Genomic DNA, 13,006 nt, shown 5'->3' with positions numbered 1-13,006 from the left:
TCATTTATTCCAAAAACCAATTGCTTTCCTATTCACTATTTTCTGAACCTGCATGTAAGTAACTAATCCAAGGAAAGAAAACACGATAATATTTGAAAATATAACTCCTGGCAATCCATAAATTCTACCTAAAAAAATCGATAAAGGTATGTTCACTCCAGCCGAAATAATAACAGAAAATACCTGAATATAAAGTTTACCTACGCCAAAAATAAAAGTAGCATGAAGATTATACCAAAAAAACGCAATGAAATAAACCCCTAAAGACCAAGAAACTGCAAATGGTATTAATAGAGAATCTCCAAGCCAAACTTTAAATACAAAAGGAGATATTAACACACATATTGCATTGAGCACGAAAAATGCAAAAAATATTTTACGGAGTTTTACTAGACTCTTCTTTATCCAGGCAAAATCCTGCAAAACATAAGCATCAGAAAATGCACTCCAATATGGATTTAAAATGACAGAGATTATCATAAACAGAGCTGAAAAATACTTATAGACCACGTTAAATACAGAAACATCTTCTAAACTCAAAACATTAGCTATTATCAAATTACTTGTTTGATATAGAACCAAATTACCTAACTGAATCAGAAAAAAAAGCCATCCAACCCCAAAAAGACTCTTGGTCTTTCCAAAATCAATTTTTCTAAATTCGGGTTTAAATACTTTAAGTTCATTGGAGTAAAAATAAATAGAATAGAGAATTAGAGAAATAACAATTGAAAATGCTAAAACTAAAACCAAATAAATAAGATTTTCTTCTGTGAAATATGTCAAACAAAGAACTCCTATCAAAGAAATCACTAGAGAAATTGATGTAATTACATTAGCCTTATAAGAAAGGTGAACTGCCGTCAAAACAACAGAGATAATTTGAAATACAAATTGAGAACAAAAAGAAATTAATACTAAAATTACAATTAAATCTACTTTAGCGGCTAATTCAGATGGTGTATTAAAAACATTGGTCCAATCAACAAAAGTGTGCACTAATAGAAACAAGACAAAGAATATTGCAGAAATAAGAAACATTACTGCATATGTTGTACTCACATATTTTTTACCATCATCATATTTCTTAAGAGCATAATCCTCAGTAATTCTATTTCTTAAACCATTACCTAATCCAAGATCAAAATTAGTCATCCATCCTACTACTGAACTAATTGTAAGCCATATACCATAATTCACAGCTCCAACATACTTAATAGATAGAGGAATTAAAATTAAAGAAATCAATATACCAATTCCTTTTATCCCTATAGAATTTATTACATTTTTTATTAAAAGAGACGACCTATCCTCCTCTTTAAAAGCAACGGAAACTCTTTTAAAAAGGTCATCAAAATTTGGAAGCTTAGGAAAAATATTCAATATAATTCTTACTTAATAATCAAGAGGGAAAATTAGCTGCTAGATTTTACAGAAACCATTGATTTGTTATTGCCGGAATAATACCCATAACCAAATTTACTCCCATAATATTTATTTGAATCATTTATTACAACAAAGTTTTGTCTAAATATTTTTTTATCAACAATTTCTGCCAAAGATTTTAAGTTCTCAGTTTTAGTATATTTCATTCTTACCACAAAAACAACTACATCTGTAATATCGCTTAAAGAATAAGCATCTGAAACTAATCCAATTGGAGAAGTATCTATAATAACGTGATCATAATGGATCTTTAAATAATCAATTAGCTTTTTAATAATATTTTTATTAATTATTTCTGATGCATTTTCAATTGTTTTATTCAAGCCTATTATATCAAAATTTGGATGAATACCAGATGGATGAATAACATCTTTAATATTTTTAACATCTTGATTTAAATATTCATACAATGAATTTTCATTACTTATTTTTAAAGATTTAAATATACTAGGTCTCCTTAAATCCAAATCCAATACAACCACTTTGTTATCTACTAGGCTTAATGTCGTGGCTAAATTCAAACTAAAAAATGTTTTACCCTCACCCGAAACTGAGGAAGAAACCAATATTACCTTATTGTCAGAACCTGTTTGAAATTTCAGATTACTCCTTATCATTCTAAGTTGTTCTGCAGTAGGAGAAATACTTTTATTCGATATAGCAATTACGCCTTTCTCTTCACTTTTGGCAATTTCACCAAGAATATGGGCATCTACAATTTTCTCAATTTTGGATTTAGAAGTAATTTTAGAGGAAAAGAAATAATTAGCAAAAACGAGTGCTAAAGGAAAGATAAAACCAATACCAAAAGCTGCTCCCATGACCATCAGTTTTTTAGGTTTGACTGGTTTTAAACTTGCAATAGGAGGGTCTACGACCTGAGCACTATTTATACCTGTTATTTCAAGTGCTAAAATAGCTTCATCCCGTTTACGCAATAAATATTGATACTGCTCCTGTTTTAACTCTTTGTTTCTATTTATTTCAACTAATTCCCTCTCTATCCCTGGAATACTCTGAGCTTTATAGATACTCTCATTTAGCGTTTGTTCATAGTTTCTTTTACTAATAGCTAAATTGGATTTAATGCTCCTAATATTGGCTAATATGGTAGACCTTACATTGGATATTTGATCATTTAAACTAAGTAACTGTGGGTTGTTTGGCTGGACAACCCTGATAATCCTTTGCTTTTGCCTTTGTAACTCATTGAACTGAGTAAGCAATCCTGAAAGTGACGGATCCAAATCAGCCAATCCACCAGGAATTAAATCAAACTGACCAGTCTGATTGTTAATATTATATTCTATAGATTCAAGAATATCTATTTTTCCACTTACCTCAGCAACTTGTCTTCTAGTTTCTGCCGTGCTTTCTAAATATATCTTAGAATTCAAGCTGACATCAGTAATATTATTCTGGTTTTTAAAATTTTCTCCAGACCTCTCAAATCCTTCTAGATCTTCCTTCACAACTCCAAGCCTATCATTTATGAAATTGATCGTTTTCAAGGATGATTCATTTTTCTGATCCAATATTCTTTGGTTGTATCCATCTATAACCGAAGTCAAAATTCGCTTTCCCATTTCAGGAGAAGAGTCCAACATTCTAATATAAAGGGTACTTGATTTAATTGAAGGATTTTCAAATTCCATAGCTTGGGAATAGTTTCCTGCTGCCACTTGAGGGTTGACAATGTCTACAAAAATTTCTGAGATTTCCTCGGAAAAATCATTTGTAATCGAATCTCTCTTAATGGATATTTCTCCAATAGCCATTTTAATTCGTTGATTAAATTCAAATTCCTTCTTTCTATCCTCATCTACAATCATTAGAAATTTTTCATCTGATAAAATTTGAACCTCAAACGATTCTGATTCTTTTAAAAAATTTTTACTAAATGAGTGTACTTCAATATCTATTGGAGATTCATATACATCTATTTTTTTCTTAAAAAATTTATCTTGAATATAATAATTTATAAAGCCTTTATTTTCAATAATTGCATCAGTTAATAGAGATATAGACTTCAATTTTTCAAGTTCATTTTCTACTGTAATTGAAGATTTCATGTTCTCTAAATCGCTTATGATTGTATTTTCTGAGACATCATTACTTCTCTCCCCTTCTTTAATAATTATTGTACTTGAAATCAAATATTCAGGCGTTACTGTCTTTAGGTATGCATAGGCAATGCCACAAAAAAGAATGATACATATTGGAAATAAATACCAATATTTTAGTATTGCTCTAAATATAAGATTAACATTTATAGGCTCCTCATGATTATCAATCTCTCTTCTAATCCTTTTCATGATTTCTTCTTAAAATTTTCGCTAAAAATCAACTTCAATTACCAAATATGTATTGCCAACTAAATAATATTGGAACTAATAATGATACACCCAAAGCTAAAAATGTCATATTCCTTTCATTGGTGCTGGCCTTCACAGATTTAAACTTTGAAGCCTGAACATATAAGATATCATTTTGTTGCAATTTATAGTAAGGTGAACTAAGGAAATACTTATCACTAAGATCTAAGTTTACAACAGTACGAACACCATCTACTTCCCTTATCAAGCGAACATCCTCTCGAATTCCATATTCAGTCATATCACCTGCCAATCCTAAAGCCTCAAATATATTCAAGTCTTCTGACGGAACATAAAAGGTATTTGGATTTTTAACTTCACCCAATACCGTAACTTTAAAATTTGCAAATTGGACTGAAACCACCGGATCAACTATATATTCCTTTATACCTTCTTCAATTAAATCTTTTGCTTCTAACTTGGTCATTCCTACCAACTTAAGTTTCCCTACAACGGGAATACTGATTTCTCCATTTTCATCAACTAAAAATCCTTTTTCATTTATATTCCCTATCACACTAGTATTGAAATCTAAATCATTATTCGAGTCATTAAACATTATATTCATTTCTGGTTGAAGGCTGCTAAGGCTTATTTTCAATAAATCTCCAGTTTGTATTCTTACGACTCTATCGGCGTCCATCTGGGTTTGATATTTTTCATCAGCTTCCAAATTTTTCATATAAATCAGATTTCTATTTGAACAGGCTGTGGAAATGATCGCCAAAAATAAAACTATAAAAATCTGATTTCCTGCCATTTTGCTTAAATAAACCTTTTCACCATTCATGTTAATTTTTCCAGTTGTTGTTTTCTCCATCCTAAACTTTTTTAAAATCAAATTTCATTCAAATAATATCAAAAAACCAAGACTAATAAAACTAAATCAATCAAATTTAACCATCTCAATTGTTGGTTTAATCATATTAAATTCTCCCCAAAACCTTAATTGTGAAATCTAAAATATTTGAACCAAAATCTCTCTCCATTTTTAGACCTCTAACTATCAAGAAGATAGCCTTCCATACTCTAAGTTAAACTTTAATCGGCCACTTCAAAAAATTACAGTAGATCAAAAAATCTTACCTTAATTTCTTTGATCTAGTTTTTCTTAATTCTATTATTTTTTATGGGAATTAGTTCTTTGATAAATGATTTTTAAATGATCCGTCAATTTAAGTAAAGAAATTGCAAGCCAAGCTAGTTAAAGTTAATTATTTAAGATTTTCATTTTCTCTCTGAAATCTAAAACTGAATTCCTTATTCAGAGATTTAAAAAGAGAGAAGGAATTAAATGGCTATTTTTCGCTTTTACCGATCAATCCACCTCTTTTACCACTAATGATAAAGAAAGGCTTGAATCAATTTTTATCAATCCCCTTTATTCAATTCAATTTGTAATTTGAAAAAAAATCATCATTAATTTAATTCTGATTATTCCCTTAATCAAAGCCCGACCTACATATGCAGGTCGGACTTTTTGATTTCTAATGAATATTAATTCCCGTTCCAATAATCAGGCATCACTACTGCCTCTTTTGATACGGTTTTGCCATTCATTTCTACCTCTACAGTGTAAGTTCCTGGACCTACTGTTCGGGTAATATATTTCATGCTTTCCATCCTCCTTTCGATATCCTCTTCTTCCATTCCAAAACTTCTGAATCGCTCTGCAGTCTGATCCAATTGCTTTTGGGTTCTCTCTCCCGTCACTTCTTCAAATGCCCAGTTAAAGGTATTCAAACCCGCTTTTGCATCGATCTCTCTATTTAGAATTTCTTTGGCACCCTTATAAATCTTTAAATTAGCTTTTCCAGCGTTCTTGGCATAGAAATGTACATGAGTACCAGGTCTTCTGCTTTCACCATCGAAATTAATGGAAGCAGTTACATTACTCAGACCTTCTACATATTGTACAGCAGGCTGAATATCAAATAGCATCAAATCGGAATTCATCGCTTCTGAATTCATGCCTTGAAGAGGTGCAATATCCGCAATGAAAATCCCTCTACCATGGGTCGCTACAACCAATTCATTATCTCTTGGATGAATTACCATATCATAAGCTGGATTGCTAGGCATATCAGTCATAAAGGTTGTCCAGTTAGCTCCTCCGTCAATACTTGCATAGGTTCCAAGTTCAGTTCCCACGAAAAGCAATTTTGGGTTTTTATGGTCTTCACGAATTACGTTAATTCCTCCTGCCGGAATGCCAGTTGCGATAGAAGTCCAGGTTTCACCCCAGTCAGTTGTTTTATATAAAAACGATTTGAAATCATCTCTTCTCATTCCATTGTATGCCACATATGCTGTCCCCGGGAAATGTGCAGAAGCCTCAATTCTAGTCACCCAATATTCTGGATTATTTGGAATCTTATCATTTAATAAAGTCCAAGTTTTTCCTCCGTCTTTGGTTACCTGAACGTTTCCATCATCAGTTCCTGCCCATAATTCATTTGTGTCTAAAGGAGATTCCTCCAAAGTTGTAATGGTACCGTACTGGATATTTCCTGTACCATTGGCTTTGACAGAGTCATTTTTAGACAAATCAGGACTGATCTCCGTCCAGTTCTCACCTCTAAAAGTAGATTTCAGCACCTTATTTCCAGCATGATAAATTACATCTGAATCATGCTGAGAGACCACAATTGGAGAATTCCAGTTCCATCTCATATTTCTGGCTCCAGAATATCTGATGCTTTTTGATTCCCCAGTTTCTAAATCCAATCGTTGGATTGGACCAAACTGTGATTCATTGTAGAGATAACGATTATTGGATTTATCCACCACGTTATACATTCCATCTCCTCCACCAGTTCTTTGCCAAGCCTCAAAAGGAATCGGGCTACCATCACGAGTAGAACTTGGACCTCTCACCGAACCATTATCCTGCAATCCACCATATACATTGTATGGATAAGCCATATCCACATCGATGGCATAGAATTGTGCCAAAGGAAGTTCATCCGGATGATACCAAGTAGCACCGGCATCATAGGTAACACCCATACCATGATCATAACCTAAAAGCATATGCTCAGAATCTGCTGGATCTATCCATAAAGCATGATTATCTCCTCCGAAACGGAAAGGCATTCCCCAGGTTTTCCCTCCATCCTTGGTCTCCCAAACTCTGATACCCAATACGTAAACATGATCAGGATCATTTGGATCAACTGTCACCTGCTGGTAATAATAGGATGGGTAACCTCCCACATCTTCTCCATCAGGATTGATTTTTCTCCAGCTTTCACCACCATCATCAGAACGGTACATTTCAGTTCCAGCCACTTTTTGGCCTTCTCCCAAAGGAATTCCAATCTCCAGCATTCTCTTTCTTTCTTCATCAGAAACTCCATCTACATTGACATTCTCAATATTGGCATAGACAATATTGGCATTGCTAGGCGCATAAGCCAAACCGATTCTTCCCAAGAATCCTCCCGGAAGGCCTGTTTCCAACTTTTTCCAGGATTTTCCTGCATCTGTTGACTTATAAATCGCACTGCCCTCTCCTCCTTCATTAAAAGTCCAAGGTCTACGGATTTTATCATAAGCCGCTGCAATCAAGGTATTAGGGTCATCTGGGCTCATCACCACATCTACCACACCTACATATTTGCCATCCTCTCTTTTGATCTCCAGAACTTTTGACCAGGATTTGCCACCATTGGTAGTTTTATAAAGTCCTCTTTCTTCATTTTCTGAATAGAGATGTCCCAAGGCTGCCACATAAACCACATTTGAATCATTAGGATCAATCAAGATTCTACCGATATGATGAGATTCAGGCAATCCCATATTTTGCCAGGTCTTTCCACCGTCTAGTGATTTGTATACTCCATCTCCCCAATAGGAACTTCTGGAGTTATTTGCTTCACCGGATCCAACCCATACTACATCAGGATTTTTTTGATCCACTGTCACATCACCGATGGAAATGACTGATTGATCATCAAAAAGGGATTCCCATGACTGCCCATTATTGACAGATTTCCAAAGACCTCCTGAAGCTGTGGCCGCATAAATCACCTTGGTGCTTTTGTCTACCACTGCAAAATCCACATATCTTCCACCCTGACGGGTTGGCCCTATCTCCCTGAATTTGATAGACTTCACTACCTGATCAGGGATTTTCTGTGCGAAAGCCTGAGGCATGGAACCCACGAGGAGCATCCCAAGACCTGCTGCCAGAACTTTCAAATTGTTTCTTGTTTGTGTCATATGATTAAGGTTGTGACACTTAAATTAAAGTAAAAAGTCCCTTCAGCCAAGATCCAATAATTCAATTATATAAACGGACAAAATCAACTTGGAAAAAACAGCCTCTAAATCCGATCTTCCAATTTCCCAATCAACAAATAAATCTTTTATTACCTTAGAAATCCTAAAACCTATCTTAACCAATGAGTACAAATTCTGTGGCCTCCAGGCTGTTGTTTCTATTTTTCTTTTCGCTTTCGATCATATTTCTGAGTTCTTTCTATAAAAAGAAAGAAGATCAAAAAACTCTCTACCTAATCGGAGATTCCACTGTGAGGAATGGCGGAGAAGGAAATCTGCAAAGAGGCTGGGGTAACTTTTTACAGGAATTCTTTGACAGCACATTACTCAAAGTCAGCAATCAGGCGATGGCAGGAAGAAGTACCCGAACTTTCATCAAAGAAGACAGATGGGAAAGGGTTTTGGAAACTTTGAAACCAGGGGATTATGTGATCATGCAATTTGGTCATAATGAAGGCTCTGAGCCAGACACCACCAGAGCCGGATATAGAGGAGTTTTGAAGGGAATGGGTGATGAAACCAAAGAGCTCACTTGGCCGGATGGTAGTAAAGAGACCGTTCATACTTACGGCTGGTATTTAGAAAAATTCATCCAAGACACTAAAGCCAAAGGAGCTACTCCAATCGTGGCTTCGATGATTCCTAGAAATAAATTTCAGGACCGGGAAGTGGAACGAGCAAATCAGGATTTCGGAAAATGGGCTCGGGAAGCAGCCAGAAGACATGGAGTTCCCTTTTTAGATCTCAACACGATCATTGCCGATCAATATGATACTTGGGGACCGGAAGTGGTCAAAGGATTATTTGAAAAAGATCATACCCATACCAATGAAGCCGGAGCAAGAATCAATGCCTTCTCCGTCGCACAGGGAATCAAAGGCTTGGAGAATACAGATCTTAAAAATTACCTAGTTAAAGACAAACCCACCCTTTTTCTAATCGGGGATTCCACAGTCAAAAATGGACAGGGCGATGGAGCTGGAGGCCTTTGGGGATGGGGAGATTTTCTGGCTCAATATTTCGATCAGGAGAAAATCAAAGTTCAGAATCATGCACTTGGAGGCACCAGCAGCAGAACATTTCAAACTTATGGGCTTTGGGAGAAAGTGCTGGACAAAATGGAGCCTGGAGATTATTTGATTATGCAATTTGGTCATAATGACTCCAGTCCCATCAATGATACCCTTAGAGCTCGGGGTACCATCAAGAGTGCCGGTTTAGAGGCTGAAAACATCCAAAACCTCATTACGAAAAAGCAGGAGATTGTCTATTCTTACGGACAGTATCTAAGACGCATGATATTGGATGCCAAAGCTAAAGGAGTTACTCCAATCGTCTGTTCTTTGATCCCGAGAAACAACTGGGAAACCGGAAAAGTTACCCGAGCTGATAAGGGATATGCCCTTTGGGCAAAGCAAGTGGCAGAAGATACCAATACAGCCTTTATTGATTTGAATGATTTGGTTGCAGATCGTTATGATAGTTTGGGTGAAGATTATGTCAAAGCACATTATTTCAATGACAAAGACCATACACATACAATCGAGGAAGGCGCTGAATTGAATGCAGAAATTGTGGCGGAAGCAATAGGGAATTTGAGTGAAATCGATTTGAAGAAATATTTGAAATAGTATTTGGTATGTTGTATCTGGTATCTGGTATCAAGAATCAAGAGCCAAGATAAGTTATAGATGAACATTATAAATCTGAAATCTTATATCATATATCTAAAATCATTGATCCTTTATGTTGAAGAAAATTGCTTTTAAAATGAAATTGATTCCTGGAAATGAGGCCGAATACGAGAGGAGACATAGGGAGATATGGCCTGAATTGGTTACTTTATTAAAAGACACAGGAGTCATTGATTATCAGATATTTTTAGATCAAGAAACTTCCATTCTTTTCGCTTATCAAATAGTATCTGGAGATGCTAATTCACAGGATCTCGGCAATACAGAAATCGTCCAAAGATGGTGGAAATACATGGCAGATATCATGGAAACCAACCCAGACAATTCACCTGTCACCATTCCTTTGCAAAACGTTTTTAATCTCTCCTAATCCCATGAACCTACCTTCGCGAATCTTCTCTTCTCTCCTATTTTTACTATTGTTGGCTTGTCAAGCCAAACAAGACTCAGGTACCATTTCAACAGATTGGCCGGAAATCACGCAAACTTCCAAACCTTGGACTCGCTGGTGGTGGATGGGAAATGCTGTGGACAAAGAAAATCTATCCAAGCTTCTTGAAAACTATCAAAAAGCCGGGTTAGGAGGTGTTGAAATCGCTCCCATCTATGGAGCAAAAGGATATGAAGATAGATATTTGGAATTCCTTTCAGAGGATTGGCTGGAGATGTTAGAATTCACCATTGCCAAAGCCGATTCCCTAGGAATGGGTGTGGATTTGACGCAGGGAACAGGCTGGCCATTTGGTGGTCCTCAGGTGAGTCTGGAGAATGCAGCTACCTCCATGAAAATCCAGAATTACGAAAAACAGGATGGTAAAGCTCTGAATACTTCGATCTCCTTTCAAAGAAGAAATGAAAACCAACCCATAGCTCAATTGGTTGCAGTTATGGCCTATGATGAGGATTTAAACGCAATTGACATCACCGAATTCCTTGATGAATCGGGAAAGCTAAATTGGAATGAGCCGGGCAACTGGCAGATCAAAGCGATTTTCTTGGATAAAACTGGTCAGAAAGTGAAGCGGGCTGCTCCTGGAGGAGTAGGTTTTACCTTGGATCATTTTAGCAAAACTGCGGTAGATTCTTACGATGCTTATTTTGAAAAGGCACTTTCTGGGAAGAATTTGGGATTCAGGGCATTCTATAATGACAGTTTTGAAGTTTATGGAGCAGATTTTACTGCCGGATTTTTTGAAGACTTCCAGAGATTAAGAGGCTATGATTTGAAGGAATATCTCCCCTACCTGGAATCTGAGGAAGAGACAGAAATGGTCAGAAGAGTAAAATCCGACTATAGGGAAACAATCAATGATTTATTGTTGAAGAACTTCACCAGAAACTGGACATCCTGGGCTCATAGCCAATCTAAAATCACCAAAAATCAGGCACATGGTTCACCAGGAAATCTCCTCGATTTGTATGCAGCAGTAGACATTCCCGAATGTGAAACTTTTGGTTCCAGCTACTTCCCTATTCCTGGCCTAAGAAGGGATAGTGCAGATATCCGCAATGTGGATCCCGATCCTATCATGTTAAAATTTGCCTCCTCAGCAGCACATATTACAGGAAAAAATCTGGTTTCATCAGAGACTTTCACCTGGCTTGGAGAACATTTTAAATCCTCTTTTTCCCAGATGAAACCAGAAGTGGAACAGGCATTTTTGGCAGGAGTGAATCATGTTTTTTATCATGGCGTAACTTACAGTCCTTCGGATGTCAATTACCCAGGTTGGTTATTTTATGCTTCGCTAAATCTCACCCAGCAAAACAGTTTATGGCCTCATTTTGATGCTTTTAACCAATTTATCACGAGGTCTCAATCCATTTTACAGGCTGGAAAAGCAGATAATGAATTATTGGTTTATTGGCCGGTTTATGATGTTTGGTCTGAGCCAAAGGGTAAAATGGAAATGATTACTGTGCATGCGGTAGATGAGTGGCTTCACCCAACGGAGTTTTATAAACAATCCAAATCTTTGATGGAATCGGGCTATTCTCTGGATTTTATCTCGGATGAGATGATTGCGAATTCCACGGCTTCAAATGGAATGATTCAGACTTCAGATCAAAATTCTGCGAAAGTTCTGATTATTCCTGACACGGAATTCATGCCTATTGAAACACTGAAGAATATTTTGAAACTGGCTGATAATGGTGCTTCTGTGATTTTTCAAAGTAAACCCAGATCCATCCCCGGACATCATGCTGAACCTGCTGCATTACAGGCAGAGTTAGACCAACTTTGGAACAGCCTGAATTTTGAAAACGGGAAATCAGCACATGGAAATGGTTCAATAATTCTCTCTGATGATATTCCAAATGCATTAGAGGCAATGAAAATTGATCGGGAAACTTTGGTGGATTCAGGCTTGGATTTCATCCGTAGAAAAGCAGAAGGTGGCACCTATTACTTCTTGGTCAATCACAGCGCTTCGGACATTCAGCAAAGAATTTCTTTGAATAAAGAATCAGAATCGGTGATGATTTTAGATCCTTTGACAGGAAAAAGAGGAAAACTGAATTGCCTGATTTCCGAAGGAAAAACTTCAATTCCTGTATACCTAAAATCCGGTGAATCCATATTTTTAAAGGTTTTCAATGATCAGGCAAACCTAGACATCCCCGAATGGCCTGATTACAGCAAATCCTCGAATACATTGGATATATCCAATTCTTGGATTTTGACTTTTGAACAAGGTCAACCGGCATTACCAGAATCAATGGAAATGGATAAGATTGAACCTTGGACAGATCATGGCAACGAAAAAGCAGATGATTTCTCAGGGCAGGCTACTTATTCCTCTGAATTTGATCTGGCAAAAACAGAAGGAAAGCAGTATTTATTGGGTTTTGAAAAGGTCTATGAAAGTTCTAAAATCTGGATCAATGGGGAGTATGCGGGTGCTGTGTGGAGTATTCCTTACCAGTTGGATATCACTGACCAACTTAAAAACGGAAAGAATTCTATTAAAATTGAAGTTGCAAATCTAATGGCCAACAGTATCCGATATCTGGACAGAAACGGGATAGAATGGCGAAATTATCATGAAATCAATTTCGTCAATATCGACTACAAACCCTTTGATGCAAGTAATTGGAAGACCATGCCTTCAGGGATTGAAGGGAGAGTGCAGATATTGGAATATTAATAAAGATTTTGGTCTTTTCTTGCTTTTAGTCAATTTGAAGAATATTTTGATTCATTAA

7 protein-coding genes are annotated in these 13,006 nt (G+C 36.1%); 3 read left to right on the top strand and 4 right to left on the bottom strand.

Going from position 1 to position 13,006, the window contains the following annotated elements:
• From FHS59_RS17365 to FHS59_RS17350, 4 genes are all read right to left on the bottom strand, one after another.
• Window positions 1-1,383, bottom strand: a complete 1,383-nt coding sequence (locus FHS59_RS17365; RefSeq protein WP_184496637.1) for an oligosaccharide flippase family protein — start codon at window positions 1,381-1,383, stop codon at window positions 1-3.
• A gap of 32 nt (window positions 1,384-1,415) precedes the next feature.
• Window positions 1,416-3,761 (bottom strand): GumC family protein, encoded by a 2,346-nt coding sequence (locus tag FHS59_RS17360; protein ID WP_184496636.1) that lies wholly within the window; start codon window positions 3,759-3,761, stop codon window positions 1,416-1,418.
• Between the two features lie 34 nt (window positions 3,762-3,795).
• Window positions 3,796-4,641 (bottom strand): polysaccharide biosynthesis/export family protein, encoded by an 846-nt coding sequence (locus tag FHS59_RS17355; protein ID WP_184496635.1) that lies wholly within the window; start codon window positions 4,639-4,641, stop codon window positions 3,796-3,798.
• 677 nt (window positions 4,642-5,318) lie between these two features.
• Window positions 5,319-8,045: a WD40/YVTN/BNR-like repeat-containing protein gene (locus tag FHS59_RS17350; protein WP_184496634.1), complete on the bottom strand. Its 2,727-nt coding sequence runs from the start codon at window positions 8,043-8,045 to the stop codon at window positions 5,319-5,321.
• Between the two features lie 182 nt (window positions 8,046-8,227).
• Between FHS59_RS17350 and FHS59_RS17345 the strand changes: the two genes are divergently transcribed.
• The 3 genes from FHS59_RS17345 to FHS59_RS17335 all read left to right on the top strand — a co-directional run bounded on the left by FHS59_RS17345 (window position 8,228) and on the right by FHS59_RS17335 (window position 12,948).
• Window positions 8,228-9,736, top strand: a complete 1,509-nt coding sequence (locus FHS59_RS17345; protein ID WP_184496633.1) for a rhamnogalacturonan acetylesterase — start codon at window positions 8,228-8,230, stop codon at window positions 9,734-9,736.
• A gap of 115 nt (window positions 9,737-9,851) precedes the next feature.
• On the top strand, window positions 9,852-10,169 hold the full coding sequence (rhaM, locus tag FHS59_RS17340) for an L-rhamnose mutarotase (RefSeq protein ID WP_221444531.1): 318 nt from the start codon (window positions 9,852-9,854) through the stop codon (window positions 10,167-10,169).
• A 4-nt stretch (window positions 10,170-10,173) separates the two neighbouring features.
• Complete coding sequence (locus FHS59_RS17335; RefSeq protein ID WP_184496632.1) at window positions 10,174-12,948, top strand: glycosyl hydrolase; 2,775 nt, start codon at window positions 10,174-10,176, stop codon at window positions 12,946-12,948.
• The last annotated feature ends 58 nt before the right edge of the window (window positions 12,949-13,006 follow it).

Source organism: Algoriphagus iocasae (assembly GCF_014206875.1).
Lineage (GTDB): Bacteria > Bacteroidota > Bacteroidia > Cytophagales > Cyclobacteriaceae > Algoriphagus > Algoriphagus iocasae.
This window is presented reverse-complemented; position numbering and strand designations above follow the sequence as displayed.

Bases quoted from the DNA above. Each gene is read 5' to 3' on its own strand.
- FHS59_RS17360 (WP_184496636.1), bottom strand. From the start codon at position 3,761: ATGAAAAGGATTAGAAGAGAGATTGATAATCATGAGGAGCCTATAAAT.
- FHS59_RS17335 (WP_184496632.1), top strand. From the start codon at position 10,174: ATGAACCTACCTTCGCGAATCTTCTCTTCTCTCCTATTTTTACTATTG.
- FHS59_RS17345 (WP_184496633.1), top strand. From the start codon at position 8,228: ATGAGTACAAATTCTGTGGCCTCCAGGCTGTTGTTTCTATTTTTCTTT.
- FHS59_RS17350 (WP_184496634.1), bottom strand. From the start codon at position 8,045: ATGACACAAACAAGAAACAATTTGAAAGTTCTGGCAGCAGGTCTTGGG.
- FHS59_RS17355 (WP_184496635.1), bottom strand. From the start codon at position 4,641: ATGGAGAAAACAACAACTGGAAAAATTAACATGAATGGTGAAAAGGTT.
- rhaM (WP_221444531.1), top strand. From the start codon at position 9,852: ATGTTGAAGAAAATTGCTTTTAAAATGAAATTGATTCCTGGAAATGAG.